The 17965-nt window shown below is 49.0% G+C and carries 19 protein-coding genes; 4 read left to right on the top strand and 15 right to left on the bottom strand.

What is annotated here, in order from left to right; all coding sequences use genetic code 11:
* Positions 1-2: 2 nt before the first annotated feature.
* From BLW68_RS01325 to BLW68_RS01305, 5 genes are all read right to left on the bottom strand, one after another.
* Positions 3-1046, bottom strand: coding sequence for a hypothetical protein (locus BLW68_RS01325; RefSeq protein ID WP_092789381.1), 1044 nt, complete (start codon positions 1044-1046; stop codon positions 3-5).
* Between the two features lie 5 nt (positions 1047-1051).
* A complete protein-coding gene (locus BLW68_RS01320; RefSeq protein ID WP_092789379.1) occupies positions 1052-2101 on the bottom strand; it encodes a hypothetical protein in 1050 nt (349 codons plus the stop codon).
* 350 nt (positions 2102-2451) lie between these two features.
* The gene (locus BLW68_RS01315; protein ID WP_177172122.1) at positions 2452-2943 is read right to left on the bottom strand and encodes a hypothetical protein; all 492 of its coding nucleotides are present in this window, start codon (positions 2941-2943) and stop codon (positions 2452-2454) included.
* Between the two features lie 96 nt (positions 2944-3039).
* Complete coding sequence (locus BLW68_RS01310; RefSeq protein ID WP_092789377.1) at positions 3040-3804, bottom strand: hypothetical protein; 765 nt, start codon at positions 3802-3804, stop codon at positions 3040-3042.
* 16 nt (positions 3805-3820) lie between these two features.
* Complete coding sequence (locus BLW68_RS01305; protein WP_143039909.1) at positions 3821-4078, bottom strand: hypothetical protein; 258 nt, start codon at positions 4076-4078, stop codon at positions 3821-3823.
* Positions 4079-4260: 182 nt separating this feature from the next.
* Between BLW68_RS01305 and BLW68_RS01300 the strand changes: the two genes are divergently transcribed.
* Complete coding sequence (locus tag BLW68_RS01300) at positions 4261-4617, top strand: helix-turn-helix domain-containing protein (RefSeq protein ID WP_218141272.1); 357 nt, start codon at positions 4261-4263, stop codon at positions 4615-4617.
* Positions 4618-4656: 39 nt separating this feature from the next.
* Here BLW68_RS01300 and BLW68_RS21525 read toward each other — a convergent pair whose 3' ends face one another.
* The 5 genes from BLW68_RS21525 to BLW68_RS01275 form a co-directional block, all read right to left on the bottom strand.
* Positions 4657-5964 carry a methyl-accepting chemotaxis protein gene (locus tag BLW68_RS21525; protein WP_092789373.1) on the bottom strand — a complete coding sequence of 436 codons (1308 nt, stop codon included), beginning with the start codon at positions 5962-5964 and terminating at the stop codon, positions 4657-4659.
* Positions 5965-6167: 203 nt separating this feature from the next.
* Positions 6168-9047, bottom strand: coding sequence for an insulinase family protein (locus tag BLW68_RS01290; RefSeq protein ID WP_092789371.1), 2880 nt, complete (start codon positions 9045-9047; stop codon positions 6168-6170).
* A 154-nt stretch (positions 9048-9201) separates the two neighbouring features.
* Positions 9202-10878, bottom strand: coding sequence for an InlB B-repeat-containing protein (locus tag BLW68_RS01285; RefSeq protein ID WP_092789369.1), 1677 nt, complete (start codon positions 10876-10878; stop codon positions 9202-9204).
* A 142-nt stretch (positions 10879-11020) separates the two neighbouring features.
* Positions 11021-11911, bottom strand: a complete 891-nt coding sequence (locus tag BLW68_RS01280) for a ZIP family metal transporter (protein WP_092789368.1) — start codon at positions 11909-11911, stop codon at positions 11021-11023.
* Positions 11908-12516 carry a superoxide dismutase gene (locus BLW68_RS01275; protein ID WP_092789366.1) on the bottom strand — a complete coding sequence of 203 codons (609 nt, stop codon included), beginning with the start codon at positions 12514-12516 and terminating at the stop codon, positions 11908-11910. Before BLW68_RS01275 ends, BLW68_RS01280 begins: the two co-directional genes overlap by 4 nt.
* A 91-nt stretch (positions 12517-12607) precedes the next feature.
* Here BLW68_RS01275 and BLW68_RS01270 point away from each other — a divergent pair, with 91 nt between their 5' ends.
* Both BLW68_RS01270 and BLW68_RS01265 read left to right on the top strand, forming a co-directional pair.
* The gene (locus BLW68_RS01270) at positions 12608-13054 is read left to right on the top strand and encodes a hypothetical protein (RefSeq protein WP_092789365.1); all 447 of its coding nucleotides are present in this window, start codon (positions 12608-12610) and stop codon (positions 13052-13054) included.
* 10 nt (positions 13055-13064) lie between these two features.
* Positions 13065-13433 (top strand): hypothetical protein, encoded by a 369-nt coding sequence (locus tag BLW68_RS01265; protein WP_092789363.1) that lies wholly within the window; start codon positions 13065-13067, stop codon positions 13431-13433.
* 59 nt (positions 13434-13492) lie between these two features.
* Here BLW68_RS01265 and bfr (BLW68_RS01260) read toward each other — a convergent pair whose 3' ends face one another.
* Together bfr (BLW68_RS01260) and bfr (BLW68_RS01255) are read right to left on the bottom strand one after the other, a co-directional pair.
* Positions 13493-13960: a bacterioferritin gene (gene bfr, locus BLW68_RS01260; RefSeq protein WP_092789362.1), complete on the bottom strand. Its 468-nt coding sequence runs from the start codon at positions 13958-13960 to the stop codon at positions 13493-13495.
* Positions 13961-14434 (bottom strand): bacterioferritin, encoded by a 474-nt coding sequence (gene bfr, locus BLW68_RS01255; protein WP_092789360.1) that lies wholly within the window; start codon positions 14432-14434, stop codon positions 13961-13963. It abuts the gene before it with no gap.
* A 260-nt stretch (positions 14435-14694) separates the two neighbouring features.
* Between bfr (BLW68_RS01255) and BLW68_RS01250 the strand changes: the two genes are divergently transcribed.
* On the top strand, positions 14695-16197 hold the full coding sequence (locus BLW68_RS01250; RefSeq protein ID WP_092789358.1) for a S10 family peptidase: 1503 nt from the start codon (positions 14695-14697) through the stop codon (positions 16195-16197).
* Positions 16198-16300: 103 nt separating this feature from the next.
* Here BLW68_RS01250 and BLW68_RS01245 read toward each other — a convergent pair whose 3' ends face one another.
* Genes BLW68_RS01245 through BLW68_RS01240 form a run of 3 tightly spaced genes read right to left on the bottom strand, consistent with a single transcriptional unit; the run spans position 16301 to position 17961 of the window.
* Entirely contained in the window at positions 16301-16900 is a 600-nt protein-coding gene (locus BLW68_RS01245) for a putative adenosine monophosphate-protein transferase Fic (protein WP_092789356.1), read from the bottom strand.
* Positions 16893-17054, bottom strand: a complete 162-nt coding sequence (locus BLW68_RS21045) for a hypothetical protein (protein ID WP_177172121.1) — start codon at positions 17052-17054, stop codon at positions 16893-16895. The genes BLW68_RS01245 and BLW68_RS21045 overlap by 8 nt, the downstream gene beginning before the upstream one ends.
* A 55-nt stretch (positions 17055-17109) precedes the next feature.
* Positions 17110-17961, bottom strand: coding sequence for a DMT family transporter (locus BLW68_RS01240; RefSeq protein ID WP_092789354.1), 852 nt, complete (start codon positions 17959-17961; stop codon positions 17110-17112).
* Positions 17962-17965 lie beyond the last annotated feature (4 nt).

Genomic DNA, 17965 nt, shown 5'->3' with positions numbered 1-17965 from the left:
CGTTATTGCTGCCCGGCCATTTGCTGTAAAAACTGCAGGCGTTGCAGCTCTTCAGCATCGGGCTGCCAGGGTTCGTCACTTAGCTGGCTTAACGCAAAATAATCCAGCTGATATTCTGCTTTTTCACTGTCGCCATATTGGGTTAGCTCGCCGGGCACGGCTGGGCGTTTCTCCAATACAAAGGTACCTAAAATATAAGGCCCGCTTTGCTGTTGCAGCACCGCTTTAAAAGCCCGCAATGTTATTTCCCCCTGCCCTTCGCTTAGTTTTGCGTTGCCGGTTAACAAGGCCAATGGCTGGCGTTTTTCAGTAAATAAATTAGCGCGTAAGCGGTAGTAACCGGCCTGCTGTACGTCTATTTTTACCGGGATCAGCATATCACTGCCCACGCCACGGCTGTCGCCCACACCGGTGATCGTGGCTACCGGGTGGCTGTATTCAATACCGGTTTTCAACACTTGTTGTTGGCCGTTGGCGCTAAAGCTCACACTGATTTCAAAAGCGCCGTTCCAGTCGGCCTCTGCATTAAAAGTAGCCGACCAGTTAGCGGGTGTACCGCGCATTTCTTCTGTGGCCACTACTGCTGCCGTGCCTTCCGCACTTAGCGCCACAATGACATCCGACACCTGAATACCACTTACCTGCAGCGTTACCGGTATCGCCTCGGGGTAGCTAAAACGGAATTTTGGCAGCACTATCGTTGCGCTGGCACCGCCCTCAAGGGGCACGGTTTGCGGGATATAGCGGTTTGGCGCCAGCAGGTGTTCATCATCCGCGCTTAGCGGCCGGGAATACGGCGGCAACTCCAGCTCAGCAGCATAAACGCTGGCCAGTAATTTAAAGCTTTCGCTTACCGGCTGGGGTATTTTTTCTGTTATGTTAATTTGCTGCTGCTTAGCTGCCGGCGTATTAGCTGGCTTAACGGCAGCTGCTGGCAGCGTTGTAATTTGCGGCGCTGTTTTTGGCACTACCGTTACCGGTTGCGGCCAGAAAAACCATAAGCCTGCCAGCAATACTGGCAGGCATAATAATAACCACTTTTTCATTTACGCTAGTTCGCCGCCTGATACACCAGCGCCGACATACTGGTGTTATCAGAGTTACGCACTATGCGATAACGCGAGCTAAACACCCACCAGCCACGGTTTTCGTCATAAGTATTAAATTGCAGCCGCTCGCCATTAAGGTAATTAACGCTGTTGCTGGCGGCAGTGACTTCATCAGTGGCGCTATTGGCAATAACATCGCTGTGGCTGTAGCCTTCGCTCATTAACATCGGGTAATGGTACGGCATAAAGCTGGTTGGCCCGCTAACCGATGTCAGCTTGCCATCAAACGTCACGCTGCGTGAACAACTATTAAAACTGCCTGCGCTGGCCGCACCGCAGCTGGAATGGCTGGCCACTACGCCGTCATCCTCACCTGGCAAAAATGCACCGGTGGCGCCTAAAAAGTCAGATCCGGCGCCAACAAAACGTAAGCGCGGCACCCGGCTGTCGGGGAAAGCTGCTAACTGGCGGGCGGTGTTTACCCGTAAATCGTTTAACACACCAACGTTAGACGGCGACGGTATTTGCCCCAGCCACAAAGATATGGCCAGCCGCAGCGCGCCATCAATCAGACCGGAGCCACCGGCAACATTGACTGCTAAATCGGCCAGCTCTACCCCGCCACCAGCACCGGCAAAATCAAACGTCGCGACAATATTCAGCGGTTGTAAGCCCGCGTTTTGCAGCCACAGCGCCTGGTTATCAATAATGTAGCGGGTAACTAAATCACCGGTAGAGTGCGACACAAAAATACAGCCATTGGCGCAGGTGCTGTTTTGGGCCATTTGCTGCAGCTTAGGCCAGACATAATCACTGGCAATTTTACCGGCCACCCGCTCTTGCGATGGCCAGTCAATACGCACATCGGCGCGGTCGCGCCAGTACTGCGCCCAATACTCTGCACCATTATTGCTTACCTGGCTGCCGGTAGGCCGGCTGGCTAAATTATCCGGCTGAAAACCGTGTACCAGTACCACCGGGTAGCCGCCCACATCGGCCTGTGCAGCGCCGCTAAACAGGCCCGCCAGTAAAAGCAGGGTAGATTTTTTCATTTGGGTTGTCCTCGTCTTTTCTCTGCTGAAACAGGGTTCTTGCTAAGATTATCGTTATTATTCTGCCGCCCTTTCCGTCAGGCTAATTACAACTCCACCAACAAGATAGACCAGTTCACTTTGAATTCAATACGCTGATTTTGCTGCCAGCAAGCTGCCAGACCGGCTAAACCGGTGCCAGTGTTTGAATTTTCTTAAACAGAGAAAAATGTGAATAACGCCACAGCAGCCTTACACCGCCGGTGTGCTTGTTAAGCAGATAACAGGTAACTAAAACACTGTTTAAAGTGATTGCTCAAACTATTTTTGTTTTTCTTATCCCGTGCCGCTTACCTGTATTAACCTTTGGTTCAACCAACAAGAACAAGCCCTTTATGCTGTAAGCAATGTTGCAGTTGCGCCACTTTATCCGGGTCGGTAGTGATGCAAATAAAGCGTGGGTTTTCCTGCAGGTAAGGCTTACCATTTTGTATGGTACAAATTTCCAGCAGTTGCAAATTGGCAGTTTGCAGTTGCTGCTGCAAAACCGGCAGAAAGAAACCCCCGTCGTCGTAATAATTTAACTCGCCAAGCGGAGCTCCGTGTTTATCGTATAAGCTGTCTGTTACCAGCGTTATTCCGGCCTGACGGATCGGTACCAACTTATTCATATTAGCCAAAGCCCAGGGATCAAACTCTTTCCATTCAACATAACAATGAAAATCTTCCCCCAGCAGCGCATCCAGCCAAAACAATTCTTTATAGATACCCTGCCGCTCATCTACCCCGGGTGTTACGACATTGGCCGCGACAAAGCCCGGCACTGCATTTTCCAGAGCGATATAAAGCGCGCTGTTGTCCATATTACGTCCTTAATAAATCTCTTCAAAACCCGGTTACAGAACAGTATCTGTCGGTAAAGTTGCTGTCAGGGGCGTATCCTAGCGTATTTTGCAAAGTCACACATCATGCAGTCTAAGCTTTACGCTTTGCATAATGCTTTGCTGTGCCGCCCGGGCGTTGGCATGCCAGTAGTGAAAATAAGCCGGTAAATTTGCTTTGTACGCAAAACGGATTTTTAAGTAAAACTGCTCTGACAACGGGTAACAATAGTAGTGATACTGCCGGGTAAAAGCCCGGCTGGCGTGCGTGTAATGCAGCCATGGCTGGCTGCCAAAGCTTTTAACACTATAGCACTGCGGGAGTATTGTTTTATGCCTTGTGGCGGCGTAGTCCTGCCTTTGGGCGGCAGTTAATGTATTGCTGCGTCTGTTGGTATGATACTGTTGCAAAGCGGTATTTAACTGCGCAGAACTACCAAAAATATAACTGCTTGAATCTTTACCCTGGCCGCTCAGATAATGGCCTAAGCGCTCAATATTATGTCGTGCAATGCTTTTCCCCTCTGTAACCTGTTTTAGCCAGATCGATAGCATTAGCTGCCCCAGCGGCTCGCCGCGGGTTCTTAAAAAGTGCCCGCTGTACCAATATTGTTGCTGGTTTATACAGACAAAACGATGCTGCTGCCGCTGATCGGTATATAACTCAAACCAGCCGGGCGTTTGGTAAGGAAACAACACCGGAAACGCCATCGGGCTGGTGCACGGAATACAAAACGTCAGTAAGTCTTTATCTAACAGCACTTTATAGTTAAAACGCCTGTGGGCATCTGGCCCGCCATGAAAGCTGCGGCCTGTAATGCGGTTTAAAAAGCTCTTTACCATACCAGCACTATGCAATTTACGCTTTTATGTTGTCTGGTTGCCCGGCATCACTACAGGTAAACTTACGCTGCTGGCACCAGGCTAAAGCCAGCTCGTCCATCAGCTCTGCTTTAATGGCCAAAGTCAGCCAGATCCCGGTTTTATCCTGCTCCAGAATACATTCAGTTGGGTTTCGTAAGTCAATGTAAGCACAAGGAATATTGTCACCGTGCACGGTTTTCTCACTAAACACGATATGCGCTACCGACTTTGCGTTAACATTACGGTTCATCACAGAGATCTCCCTGTATGTTATTGGGTGCCAAGAGCAAATATGCCGCCAACAACACTCTTTGCTTTTACGTTTTTTTCACATTATTGCGCATTACGCAAATTTATCAAGTTAATTTTGCAGCAACCGCTTTGTGCATCGATGCCAATGCACCGAGAATCGCTGAGATGAAAATTGGCAACATATTGAGACATAGAAGAAAACTGCTAGGGAAAACCCTGGAGGATGTTGCTTATGCAGCAGAAACTGATGCCGGAAATTTATCACGCATAGAGCGGGACGAGCAGCGCCCGTCGCTGGATTTACTGGAAGCTATCGCCCACGCCCTGGATACGCAGGTGTCGGCCCTGTACCAAAGTGCCGAAGCACAAAACCATACTCAGGTAATGGAGCAAAGCAACAACTACAACCCGTCGGCTACTGCAGTAGACGCGCAATTAGCTTTGTTGCTTAAGCATTACCATAGCCTGACCGACGAAGGCAGGGCATTGGCGGTTAATCTTATCAGCACACTGAAAAAAACCCATAGCGCCGGCAAGTAAGCCTCTCTAACCTGCGCTACTCTTAGCCTGTGTAACCTGTTACCTGTTTGAGTTAACCAAATCGCCAACAACATGCGATACATAGTCGGCGCCTTTGAGTATTTCATCAATAATGCTGGCCGCCTCTGTAATTAGATCTGCATTTTTATCTGCCTGCTCAGTAACCTGCAACATGCTGCCCCGCCCCTGCGTTACCAGTTGATTGTTTTTACTCACCATCTGGTTTATTTCTTCAGTCGACTTGGTAGTGCGGCTTGCCAACGTTCTTACTTCATCGGCTACTACCGCAAAGCCTCTGCCATGCTCGCCCGCGCGGGCTGCTTCAATGGCGGCATTTAACGCCAGCAGGTTGGTTTGATCAGCAATAGATTTTATCGTAGTGACAATTTTAGAGATTTCACCTGACTGAATATTTAACTCTTCCACCAGCCCGGCTAATTGTTTGATATCCTGCGACACTTTTTCTGAGTTGCGCAAATTTTGTTTTAAAATGCTGGCGCCCCGCTCTGACACCTGCGCAGTTTCTACCGAGGTGCTGTGAGCCAGCTCTGCCGCTTTTTGAATAGCCAGCTGCCGCTCCATCCGTTGGGTAATGTCGTTGGCTATCTTAACCACTTTAATGACTTTACCGGCATGATCAAACACCGGGTTGTAAGTTGCTTCAATCCATACCGAATTACCCTGGCTGCTTACGCGGCGGAATAAACCGTTTTTTACCTGGCCGTTTTCCAGATCCTGCCAGAATGTCGGGTTATCATGGTAAAACTCTGGTGCACAAAAAATTCTATGGTGTTTACCGCGGATATCACTAAGGCTTCGATACCCCAACGCATTGATAAAATTATCATTTGCTGTAAGGATAGTACCGTCAGGGGTAAATTCTATTACCGCGTTTGCACGCTCTACAGCATTAATAAAAGCCGAATTACTGACTGATTTTTCGTGTGCTGCAGTCACATCATTGGCAATTTTCATCACCTCAACAACCTGACCATTTTCAATGGTGGGAATATACGTTGCTTCAAGCCAGATATCGGTACCATTTTTATGCTTGCGTCTGAACAGGCCCCGTTTAGGCTGTCCTTTTGCCAGATCGGCCCAAAACTGCCGGTATTCGGCAGATTCAACCAGTTCCCTTGGGCATAACGTTTTGTGATGGCGCCCCTGGATTTCATCCATGCTGTAACCAACACAATTGAGAAACAGCGGGCTGGCTTTGAGTATTTCGCCAGACGGCGAAAAATAAATAACGGCACATGAATTCGAAATACTGTGAGCCTGTGCTTCCAAAGCTTTTACCGCTGCGCTGATAACATCTTGCTTTTCTTTATTTTTATTAAAAAACATTTGGACGATCTCCACGGCGGAATGAGTTAAAACAGCTGGCAACGCTTTGTGCCGTACCGGACATTACGCAGGCACGCCATACCTAGTTTAGTTAAAACAATAAAAAAAGCAGTGTTCAACCTAATTGTTATATAAAAATTACTATTTTTTGCCATATAAACAAAAAACGCAGCCAAAGCTGCGTTTTTAACAACATATTAAGCCTACTGCTTTTTCATTTGCTGATGAAAGGCGGCCACGTCGGTTACCTTAGTCTGGCCGGGTAAATCGGCAAACGGCTGGTCGCGGAACTTGGTGCCGCGCATTTGCACCGAAATCCGTGCTGCGTTGTCATTTAACATGGTTTCGCGGTAAAAGGCTTTTACCTGCTCTAACGTGACCTGCTCTACAGCGGCAATTAACTGCTGTTTGCTGTCGAAGCTGAATTTCTCACGGTACCAGTCGGTAATTAGTGGCCCCACTTCGTCCTGCAGGTTTTTTGCCGGTTCTTTTAGTGTGATCAGTGTGCTAGCTTTAAGCTGGGCAAAGTTATCTTCAGTTAACTTATCCAGCTCGGCGGCATATTGCTGCTTAAAGCTGTCAAAGCGGGCCTGCATATCGGCTACGCCTTTTACCGGCGTTTGAATATACATGGCAAAACCGGTGTAATTTTCTATTTGTGTCGCGGTGCCACCCACAGCATAGGCCAGTTGCTCTTCGGTACGCAGTTTGTCAAAAGCCACATTACTAAAATGGCTGTTCAGCACTGTTGCCCGTGCCAGCTGGGTATAGGAAGCTTCAGGGTGTATATGCACATCTACCAGACCAACGTCGGCTACATCGATATCTTTTTGCAGTACCAGTTTTTCTCCGGCAGCCGGTTGCCAGTAAGCAGTGCGGCTGTACGGCTGTTCGCTGCGCTGCGCAGGCAGTGCCTGCTGCACAGTAGCAACCACCTGGGTTATGGCAGCTTTGTCATAGTTACCAAAGGCAAATACCCGCAGCTGATTATTCGCCAGCGTATCGGCGATAAAACTTTGCAACTGTGCGATGGTTAAACTGTTGGCAGCAGCAATTAATTGCTCTGGCTCATAGTTACCATTGCGCACCAGTGTGTTGTAGCCATTAAATGCCTGATAAAACGGGAATTGCTTGCCCTGATTTTGCAAACCACGGATATAGCGATCTTTAGCCTGGGCAAAGCTTTGCTCGTCAGTACTAACCGCCAAACCTGCCAGAGCCTGTTGCAATAACTCGGGCTGTTTGTCAGTAAAACCAGCTACTGTTAAGGCCATACCGCTGCCTGCGGTTAATCGCAGTTGCATACCGGCAATATCAGCTTCAGTGGCCAGCACACTTTGCTGCAGGCTGAAAATGTCACGCCACAGTGCCAGGGCTACTCTGGCTTTAATATCCTGTTGTGGTGCTGCTGTGTTGATAAAAATTTCCAGCACGCCACGCGGCTGGCTGGCAAACTGCTGGCTTGGGTACAACCAGGCGGTAATGCCGTTTTGCTGCAGCACAATTTCTGGCTTGGCTTGCTGTACCGGCGCTACCAGCTCAAAGTTTTCTGGCAGCAGCCGGTTTACTGCCGGTAAATTCAGTGCCAGTTGCGGGCTTTGTTGCCAGCTTTGCTGCTCTTCGCTACTGATATTGGTAATTTTATATTTACCGTCGTAAAAATGCAGGCTGCTATCATGCGGCTCTTGCTTGCTGATATACCACACGCGCAGGCGCTGGGGTGTTAACTGCGCCAGCACATCTTTAATGGCTTTGGCATCAAAACGCTGGTAGTAAAACGGCGCATTTACTGCGTTGCGGGCCGGTACTTTTTGCATTGCATCGGCCAGGTCAGATACATAGCCAAATTCGTCGCCTTTTTCCAGAAAACGGAATTGGTTGTTCAGGCTGGTTTGAATTTCACTGAAGTATTTGCTGTCAACCCCCTGCAGCTTCACCAGTTCAATATACTGCATGATAGTAGCCACTATGCCTTCACGGTTTTGCATACCGGCGTCGGTTAGCTCCACGTCTATGCTTAGTGAGCCGTAATTGCCGTATAAGTCGGGCGTGGCGCTGGCGTTCAGCTTAGAAATAAGCCCCATGGCTTTTAGCTGCTCAGCCGGAGTGCCGGGCATTTCTGAGCCCAGCAGGTAGCTGATAAATTCGTTTGGTTTAACGGCAAACTGCTCGCTGTTGTTGCTGATGGTAAAATCCAACCGTAACTGCTTTACGTCCTGATTCGGCACATAGTGAATACGCTTGCCGCCTAACTGGCTGAAATCCAGCTCTGCGGTTACAGCAGGTTTTTCAATGTTCTTATTAACAATACTGCTAAAGTGTTTGCTGGCCAGTTGCTCCATTTCGCTAAGCGGTAAATTGCTTAGCAGGGCCACTTTCATAATATTGGCCGAATAATACTGGTTATAAAACGCTACGGTTTCAGGGTGCAGCAGGCTACCGTCTTTATCACCGAGCGTTTCCAGGTTACCAATTAAAAACCGGTTGGCGGGGTGGCTGCCCATCATGCGGCGGGATAAATTATACTGGCCGAAGTAGTCCATTTCGCGGCGCATTGACCACTCTGCATTAACGGCATTCTTCTCTTTATCGGCGTATTCGGGGTATAGCTTGGGGGCTTTAAAAAAATCGGAGAAACGATCCAGCGCTTCGTCATAAGCGTTGTTGTTTACCTTAAACATGTAGTTGGTAATATCAAGCCAGGTGTAGGCGTTTTGCGCGCCGCCGTTGGCGGTCATAAATTCGCTGTAGCCTTTAGTATCAGGGTAGCGCTCGGTGCCTAAAAACAGCATATGCTCTAAATAATGCGCCATACCTTGCTGGCTCATCGGATCTTGCAGTAAACCTACGCCCACACTTAACGCTGCAGCCGATTTTTCTGCTGTAGGGTCTGACACCAGCAGCACTTCCAGTTTATTCGGCAGTACCAGGGTTTTATAAGCACGGTTGTCATTCGGGCTTACCACTACCTGGCCCTGCACCTGTTGCTGTGCAGCACGCGTATCAGCAGACAAGCTCCGCTCACCGGCACAACCGGTTAATACAGCCAGTGCTATTGCACTGATAACAAATATTTTTTTCATCTTATTACCTATAAAGGTGAATGTCTGTGTGGCTTAATGTAATGAATTGGCCGACATGCTGCCAGCAAAGGCTAAAGCGCGATTGTAATAAAATGTGTCGGTAGCCTGAGGGTGAATCAGGCTACCTTAGCCAGGGACTAAAATTACGCAGTAGCTAGTTGCACGCTACCCAGGACTGGCCATTATCTGTACTGCAGGTTTTGCTGTAGGTGCCATTGGCTTGATACACCAGTTTTTCCCAGGGTTGGTCGGAAAATTTACCTACTTGCACACGGTTAGTGGTCCGATCATCGGTAGATCTTTTATGCCAGCTGCTGACATCCAGCAGCACTTCTTCGTCAAACTTATAACCGCTGTTGTTCAGATGTGTGGTTAAATCTGCCAAGTCTAATGTTTCTGCCTTAGTCTTTAGATCACGCCATTGTACAAAGGTTTGATACTCAGCAGTATCAGCCGCGATAACAAATCTGGTGTGATAACCAACCGCGTTTTCAACATAGTCGACGCTGTAATATTTGTAAGGGCCATTACTAAAGCTAGTATTTACACATTGTGCCACAGAGGCGGCAGTAGCCGAACTGCCATCATTTGACAGGCCATAGCTTATGCCATTTACTATTACTGATACGGCTTCGCTGTTAGTGCAGCTATATTCCGCATCATCACCACCGTAGCTGTATATATCTTTGGTTTGGCTCAGTACACCGTCACCCCAGGTGGTTTTAATATTTTCACGCAGGTAAATTTCCCGCACCACTTCCGTCAGCTCGTTATTCATCTTTACCAGCTCGGTACTGTAGCCTGTATCAAATGACAACATAGTGTCGCGATACCACGCCTGTGGGTAGGCATTCTTGTTATCTATGTCGCTGCCCTGATAAAACTGGCTGCGGATATAGTTTGCGGTAGGGTGCTGTTGCCTCAATTGCTGCTTGTAGGCATAAGTGGCTTTTAAGCCTTTAACGATACTTTGTGCCAACTGGTAACTTGCCTCATCGTCAGCGGCAATAAAGTCTGCAAAGATTTTATCCGCGGCAATATTATATTTACTTACCGTCGTTTGAATAATGTCTTTAACTTCGTTGCTGATCTGCACACCCAGTTCACTATTTGCCATAAGAGCTGCACACGACAAACTCTGTTGTCCATTGTTAGACAATTGCGCCTGTACCTGTTGCCATAACACCGACGTTAACGGCGAAATATGCAATAATGCCGCTTCATCTAACGGCTGAAACTGCGCCGGCCTGGCCATTTGATAGGCGGCGGTTACTTCACCGCTGTCTTCATCTACCGCACCAACCGGTACATCAACATACAAGGTGGCATAAGGTACGCAGGCGCGCTGCTCTTCGGTTAATTCCAGTGCATAGTCACCGGCCGTGATTGATACAGTAGAAGGCTCATTTTCATCCGGCACACCATTACCGTTAATGTCCAGCCATACCGTGGCACCACTGACATAGCCATCAATAACCTTGCCATTTAACAACGACGTTGCCACAGGTAGCTGTTCAAAGCCTGCAGTTACCGTACAAGCGGCGCTGATTGACGCGGTAGTAAAAGTAGCGCCATTTAATGTTCCGCCGCAGCCGGTTACTGACGCTATAGCATAACCGTCATTAGCGCTAACCGTAAAGCTGGTGCTCTGGCCGGTGGTAACAGCACGATCGCCAGGGGAAATAGTACCGCCGGCACCTGCGGTAGCAGTTACAGTAAAACTCACTGGTGCCGTATCAGTACTACTATCACTACCCCCACCGCAGGCTGCGATACTACAGGCTGCCGATAATACTGCCGCTGCTTTTAACATTTTGTACTTAACTTCCATGCTAACTCCATCACTTTATGTAAATAATGTAAATTTCAGCAACGAATACTCTTGTTAAACAATAAAATAAGCAAGAGTTTTATTTATTCAACGTGAATTAATTACATAAAAGCGGTGATGCGGTAGCAATACTTTAAGTTCGTCAGCCCAGGGCGGTATCCAATAACATCATCAATACAAAACCCAGCATTAAACCATTGGTGGCGGCCAGCTCGTGGCCCTGGCGGTGCGATTCAGGGATCATTTCATGGCTGATCACAAACAGCATAGCGCCAGCAGCCACTGCCAGGCCCCAGGGTAACAACAGTCTGGACTCGCCCAGCACTGCTGCGCCGACAATGGCCATAACCGGCTCGGTTAAACCAGATAATATCGCAATGCCCACCGCCAGTGTACGGCTGTAACCCACGGCCAGCAGTGCCATTGCCACTACCAGCCCTTCAGGAATATCCTGTACCGAGATACCGGTAGCCAGCGCAGTAGCAGCTGCAGTGTCGCCACTGGCAAAAGACGCACCAATGGCCAGCCCTTCGGGGATATTATGCAACGCTATGGCAAACACAAATAACCAGCTGCGGCGCAGGGTTTGGCTGCGCAGCCTGTCTTCGTCTTTAATAAAATGCTCATGTGGCACCAGCCGTTCCAGCAGTAGCATAAAGGCACCGCCAAGCAAAATGGCCAGCGCCACACTACCAGAGCTGCGCCATGGTGAAGCGCCGCTGTCAGTTAACAAAGCCAGCGCCGGTACGATCAGCGAAAACATACAAGCTGCCAGCATCACCCCGGCACCAAAGCCCAGCATTACATCAAGCAGCTTTTGTGATAACCGGCGCATAAACAACGCCGGCACAGCACCGGCCGCCGTTGCGGTAGCCGCCACCATACCGGCATAAAAGGCATAGCGCACATTAGCTTGCTGCTGCATAAGTACCACCAGTTGCTGCAAACCATAGCCTGCACCGGCCAGCACTATCAGCAGGCCAGCCAGTTTACGCAAGCCCAGCGCGGGCCATTGCAACAACATTAGCTTCATTGCTTCTCCTGATATAACCCCGCCACATAGGGCCAGTTAATCACATTAAAAAATGCTGCCACATAATCTGGCCGTTTATTCTGGTACTGCAGGTAGTATGCATGTTCCCACACGTCCAGCCCCAGTATAGGTGTTAGCCCTTCCATTAACGGGCTATCCTGGTTCGCACTGCTGCTTACCTGCAAGTTGCCGTGTTGATCTTTTACCAGCCAGGCCCAGCCACTGCCAAACCGGCTTAGTGCCGCCTGAATAAACTGCTGCTTAAACTGGGCAAAGCTGCCAAAGTGCTGCGTTATGGCTTCGGCCAGCTCACCGCTAGGTTCGCCACCACCTTGCGGTGACATAACCTGCCAGAACAAACTGTGGTTAGCATGGCCACCACCATGGTTACGTACCGCCTGTTGCAACGGTTGTGGCAAGGCAGATATTTCGCTGAGTAAGCGCTGCAGCGACCAGTCAGTATAGGCGCTGCCTTCAAGTGCTGCATTTAAACCGTTAACATAAGTTTGATGGTGCCGGCTGTGGTGTATTTCCATCGTTAACGCATCCAGATGCGGTTCCAGCGCGTTGTAGCTGTAAGGTAGTTCCGGTAACGTAAAGTTCATATCAACCTCCAATTAATGATAACCATTATCATTTGCATTTAGTCGAAAAACAAGCCATATTTTCAGTCAGGTTCCCGACAAGGTGAGTGATATGGATACGATAGAACACTGGAAACACATTATCCGCCAGGCCAACAGTGCTTTTGCGCACGATCACTATGTGCTGGCGGCCGATTTATACCAGCAGGCCGCGGTGTTGCTAACACAGGCCTGGCCAGAGTACGAAGCCAGATCGACCGACAATTTTATACCCGGTGCACCCGATGGCACTGCATTGTTAATTATTTGCTTGTCGATCAGCGTACAGAATCTGGCCGAAACCTATGCCAGGCAACAACGCTGGCGCCGCTGTCTTGCCACGTTAAACCGCGCCTTGCGGCAAGTGCTGCAACTGCAGGCGCAGTTACCTGATACCCACCCGGCCAATGTGGCACTGCTGCGCGAAAGCTGCAGTTTACGCCGTGAACTGTGCCGCTTTTCACAGTTAGCACCCGTTCCACAAACGGCAACACTGCCTGCTTCTGCCACACTGCATTAAGGAGCACATTATGCTGATACAAAGTTCACTATGGCAGGATTTCAGCCGCCTGAGCCGGCAGCTAAAGCAAGGCAATATAATGCCGGACGATTATCACCGGCTGGTTTCTGATTACAGCTGCCGCTGCTGCCAGTTAGCCACTATGCTGGAGCGGCAACGCAGTAGCTTATTGCAGGAGTGGTGTTTGCGCTATGCGCTGTTTACGCTGGCTGAAGGCGCCGTAAACCGGCACCACACGGAAACACAGCGGCAGATGTGTTTGGATATGTTGTATATGCCGTTAATTGCGCTAACCCGGCTATACCAGCGCCAGCCACAAGGCCTGGCCGAGCTGGCGGCACTACATGCAAAACTAAAATACTGTTTTGCATGTCATTAAATGCGGTAATTATATTCGCGATTACAGTTGGTTGTTGCGTCAGCGATTGCCGCCAGCAGTTACATCTGCGACTGCAAATAGTTGGGCAGGCCCACCAGTTTAATCAGATTAAGCTGCTGCTCCAGCCAGTGTGCGTGGTCTACCTCGGTGTCGTCCAGCAGTTGTTGTAACATAGCCCGGGTAACGTAGTCTTGCTCCTGCTCGCACAGCGCCATCGTTTGCTTTAACAGCTTTTGCACGGTGAATTCTACGTTTAAATCGTTTTGCAGCATGGCCGGTACATCTTTGCCAACATGAATGGCATCACGCTTGCTCATATCCGGCACACCTTCTAAGAAGATAATGCGTTCAATCAGCTTGGAGGCATGGCCTTTTTCGTCGTCAAATTCATGGTCGATGCGCTCATAAAGCTTGTGCAGGCCCCAGTCGTGGTACATGCGCGAGTGAATAAAGTACTGATCCATCGCGGCCAGCTCGTTGGCCAGCAGCACATTCAATGCGTCGATAATTTTGCGGTTGCCTTTCATTTACTCGCCTCCCAGCTGCGCTTGCAGGTAATTTGCCAGCCCCATAGTGCCGATTTGGTGCTGCTGGGTTTCCAGCCAGTCCAGATGTTCTTCTTCATATTCCAGAATTTCGGTCAGAATATCGCGGCTAACGTAGTCCTGCTCGGCTTCGCATAAGGCGATAGTGGCGCGCAGCAGCGGCAATTGTTCTATCTGAAACTCCATATCGCACTGCAGCATTTCCGGTGTGTCTTCGCCAATACGCAATTTACCCAGCGCCTGTAAATTGGGCAGGCCTTCAAGCATTAAAATACGCTCAATCAGCTCATCGGCCTGCTTCATATCTTTAATCGATTTTTTGTAGCACACATCGTTAAGTGCTTTTAAGCCCCAGTTTTTATAAATGCGGGCATGCAGAAAGTACTGATTAATAGAGGTTAATTCAGCTGTCAGTATTTCATTTAACTTAGACAGCACCTGTGGATTGCCTTTCATGTAATGTACCTTTTCTGTCGCGACAAGAATTGTTGCACAGTGTAGACCAAAATCACCATTCACGCAAAATTATGTTTATAATCAATAACATATTACTGATAACCATTCGTATTATTAACTCGTTTAGCTTAACGTTTAATTAGCGCATTAAAGCTTAAGCCGGATTTCAGGGCGCTTGTCTCAAGCCTTTTGAATTGTCAGGCATTTTACGGTAAACAGAGAGCTGTATTACTTACCTATAATAATAATCCGGGGGTCCGATGAAACTGTTCCAACCTATAGCCCTGCTGCTACTGCTATGCAGTACTGTGGTGCTGGCAACTGAACGCCAGATTGAAATTGACAGCTCAGTGATTACCGAGCACAAAACCGAAGTTAACGGTAAGCGCTTCAGCTATACCGCTACTACCGGCACCCAGCCGGTGTGGGATGAAGACGGCGTACCTACTGCCACGTTGTTTTATACCTATTATCAGCGCAGCGATATTAAAGATCGCAGCAAGCGCCCACTGCTGATTTCATTTAACGGCGGGCCGGGCTCTGCCTCAGTATGGATGCACATTGCCTACACTGGCCCCAAAGCGCTGGTTATTGATGCAGAAGGCTATCCGGTACAACCGTATGGCGTAAAAACCAACCCGTATTCTGTACTCGATGTTGCTGACATTGTGTTTGTTAACCCGGTAAATACCGGTTACTCGCGCGTACTGCCGGGCAAAGACGGTAAAATGCCGTCCAAAGATCAGCAGCAAAAAATGTTCTTTGGTGTAAATGCCGACGTTAAATACCTGGCCGAGTGGTTAAATACTTTTGTTACCCGCAATGAGCGCTGGCAGTCACCGAAGTTTTTAATTGGCGAAAGCTACGGCACTACCCGGGTATCCGGCCTGGCGCTGGCACTGCAAAACCAGCAGTGGATGTACTTAAACGGTGTAGTACTGGTGTCGCCTACCGATTTAGGCATAGAGCGAGCCGGCCCGGTTAAAGCCGCCAACCGCCTGCCGTACTTTGCTGCCACTGCCTGGTATCACAAAAAGCTTAACAGTGAACTGCAGCAAAAAGACTTATACGATATTTTGCCAGAAGTAGAAGACTTTACGCTAAACCAATACCTGCCTGCGCTAGCTAAAGGTAATGCTATAAGCAACGAAGAAAAACAACGCATAGCCCAGCAAGTAGCCAGCTATTCGGGTTTATCGCTGCAAGCAGTGCTGCAAAATAATCTGGATATTCCTACCAACTATTTCTGGAAAGAGTTACTGCGCGACCGCGGCCAAACCATCGGCCGGCTGGACTCACGTTATTTAGGTATTGATAAAACCGATGCCGGTGACCGGCCCGACTACAACGCCGAGCTGACATCCTGGCTGCACTCGTTTACCCCGGCGATTAACCACTACCTGCGCAATGATCTGAAATACAAAACCGACATTAAATACAATATGTTCGGCCCGGTACACCCGTGGGACAGATCTGACGACAGTACCGGCGAAAACCTGCGCCAGGCCATGGCGCAAAACCCCTATCTTAAAGTAATGACACAGTCTGGCTACTTTGACGGCGCCACTAACTATTTTGATGGCAAGTACAATATGTGGCAGTTGGACCCAAGCGGTAAAATGAAGCATCGCCTCAGCTTTAAAGGCTATCGCAGCGGCCATATGATGTACCTGCGTTATGAAGACTTGAAGAAATCGAACGACGACCTGCGCGAGTTTATCTTAGGTGCTTTACCGGCCGAAGGTGTAGCAGCGAAGTATTAATACTGCTGCAAAACGCTATCAGATAAATCCCTGCTTCGGCGGGGATTTTTTTAAAGACTCGACGCGAGTAGTCGCAAAGCTTGTTGGTTTTTAACCAATACCCTTAGCCAATATTAAGAGGCGTCGTAACAAGCGTAAACAATACGATTAAAGGTGTAAGATCCCCGTCATAGCCCGCAATGTTAGCCTGCAACCAATTTTGCTGTGAAACGTGCTTCCAGTTAAGCTCATAGCCCGCCTGAAACGCTAATACCTCACAAAATAGTCTCAGTGCTCTGCCATTCCCTTCCCGAAACGGATGAATAACGTTCATTTCACAGAAAAAGTCCGCCAGAGCAGGCACAAAATCAGTCTTCGACAATCCTTGGAAGTAATTTTGCTGTTTCAGGGATGCAAAACATTTCTTAGCTGACGGCAGGATAAATCTGACATTGCAGAAGTGCGTATTCTGTTTTGAAATATCAACCGTTCTTATCTCACCAGCCCATATATAAAGGTCTTGAAACAAATGGCGGTGAATGCTGCATAAGTAAGAAAAAGTGAGGTTATCAAAATCAGGGATAAAAATTGACAGCCGGAATGATGTTAACTCAACCTCGGCCGCTTCAAGTTCTGTTTCAGATTGTAAATCGAGTAGGTTTTGTAGGATGCCGGTACCAGGGTAGCAATAAGGATCCTGCCTGACACCATATTTATCAGCCATTCAGACGTTGCAGTTCTTTGAGTTTGGCTACCAGCTTAGGGTTCAACACTGCCTTATTTTTGTTAGGCTGTAACCCTTCCAAGCGAAGGCTTTCATTAAAGTTAGCCACTTTTATGGCGTCAAAACGTTGTAACAGTAACTTCTTATCAGTCATGCATAAACTCCCTAACGAAGAACTTAAGTGTAGCTGTTTTGATACCTGCTCACAACTATAGAGGCTTATGGTAATTCGCAGCTAACACCACCAGACCAATACCACCCAAAATCGCCAGCGACGCCAGCAACAAACGCAGTGTTAGTGGCTCCTGCAATAGCAATACCCCACCCAGCGCGGCCAGCAGCGGCACACTTAGCTGCACCGTGGCAGCAGTTGTCGCTTTTAGTAACGGTAAAGCGGTGTACCAGATGGCATAACCGATACCAGAGGTTAAAACCCCGGATAGCAGCGCATACCCTACCCCGGCACTCTCTAATGACGCTTGCTTTATTAACAACACACTTAGCAACAGCGCCATCGGCACAGCCCGGATAAAGTTACCGCTGGTTACCGAAAGCGGATCGCCTGCACCTTTGCCACGCAGCGAGTACACGCCCCAGGCCACACCGGCAGCTAACATCAGCAAAGCCCCTGACAGTGGCGGTGCCGACAGCCCCGGCACTAACAAACCGATAAGCCCCGAGCAAGCCAGCAGCAAACCCAGCCACTGCAACAAACTAAAGCGTTCACCGCGCCACAGGCCGCAAGCTATCATGCTGGTTTGCACTGCTCCGAACAGGATCAGTGCGCCTATACCGGTGTTCAGCTGAATATAAGCAAACGAAAACCCGGCAGCATAAACAAACAGCGCCAGCGCTGATAGCCAGTTACCACGGCCGCTGTGTTCACCCCGGCGAAATACTACCAAAGCCCATAACACGACAGCACCGGATACCAGCCTTATAGCGGTAAAACTGGCAGCATCTATCTGGGTATGCGCCAGTGCCGCACGGCACAGCAGCGAGTTACCGGCAAAGGCGATAAGCGCCAGCAGGGTTAACAGCACAACGCGGGTATAGGGCATAGCA

Origin of the sequence: Rheinheimera pacifica (assembly GCF_900108485.1) — a bacterium.
Taxonomy (GTDB): Bacteria; Pseudomonadota; Gammaproteobacteria; order Enterobacterales; family Alteromonadaceae; genus Alishewanella; species Alishewanella pacifica.
The sequence above is the reverse complement of the archived record's forward strand: the minus strand, read 5'-3'. Positions and strand labels throughout refer to the sequence as shown.

Excerpts from the sequence above, each read along its gene's own strand:
- BLW68_RS01325 (WP_092789381.1), bottom strand. The coding sequence starts at position 1,046 with ATGAAAAAGTGGTTATTATTATGCCTGCCAGTATTGCTGGCAGGCTTA.
- BLW68_RS01320 (WP_092789379.1), bottom strand. The coding sequence starts at position 2,101 with ATGAAAAAATCTACCCTGCTTTTACTGGCGGGCCTGTTTAGCGGCGCT.
- BLW68_RS01315 (WP_177172122.1), bottom strand. The coding sequence starts at position 2,943 with ATGGACAACAGCGCGCTTTATATCGCTCTGGAAAATGCAGTGCCGGGC.
- BLW68_RS01310 (WP_092789377.1), bottom strand. The coding sequence starts at position 3,804 with ATGGTAAAGAGCTTTTTAAACCGCATTACAGGCCGCAGCTTTCATGGC.
- BLW68_RS21525 (WP_092789373.1), bottom strand. The coding sequence starts at position 5,964 with ATGTTTTTTAATAAAAATAAAGAAAAGCAAGATGTTATCAGCGCAGCG.
- BLW68_RS01290 (WP_092789371.1), bottom strand. The coding sequence starts at position 9,047 with ATGAAAAAAATATTTGTTATCAGTGCAATAGCACTGGCTGTATTAACC.
- BLW68_RS01285 (WP_092789369.1), bottom strand. The coding sequence starts at position 10,878 with ATGGAAGTTAAGTACAAAATGTTAAAAGCAGCGGCAGTATTATCGGCA.
- BLW68_RS01280 (WP_092789368.1), bottom strand. The coding sequence starts at position 11,911 with ATGAAGCTAATGTTGTTGCAATGGCCCGCGCTGGGCTTGCGTAAACTG.
- BLW68_RS01275 (WP_092789366.1), bottom strand. The coding sequence starts at position 12,516 with ATGAACTTTACGTTACCGGAACTACCTTACAGCTACAACGCGCTGGAA.
- BLW68_RS01270 (WP_092789365.1), top strand. The coding sequence starts at position 12,608 with ATGGATACGATAGAACACTGGAAACACATTATCCGCCAGGCCAACAGT.
- BLW68_RS01265 (WP_092789363.1), top strand. The coding sequence starts at position 13,065 with ATGCTGATACAAAGTTCACTATGGCAGGATTTCAGCCGCCTGAGCCGG.
- bfr (WP_092789362.1), bottom strand. The coding sequence starts at position 13,960 with ATGAAAGGCAACCGCAAAATTATCGACGCATTGAATGTGCTGCTGGCC.
- bfr (WP_092789360.1), bottom strand. The coding sequence starts at position 14,434 with ATGAAAGGCAATCCACAGGTGCTGTCTAAGTTAAATGAAATACTGACA.
- BLW68_RS01250 (WP_092789358.1), top strand. The coding sequence starts at position 14,695 with ATGAAACTGTTCCAACCTATAGCCCTGCTGCTACTGCTATGCAGTACT.
- BLW68_RS01245 (WP_092789356.1), bottom strand. The coding sequence starts at position 16,900 with ATGGCTGATAAATATGGTGTCAGGCAGGATCCTTATTGCTACCCTGGT.
- BLW68_RS21045 (WP_177172121.1), bottom strand. The coding sequence starts at position 17,054 with ATGACTGATAAGAAGTTACTGTTACAACGTTTTGACGCCATAAAAGTG.
- BLW68_RS01240 (WP_092789354.1), bottom strand. The coding sequence starts at position 17,961 with ATGCCCTATACCCGCGTTGTGCTGTTAACCCTGCTGGCGCTTATCGCC.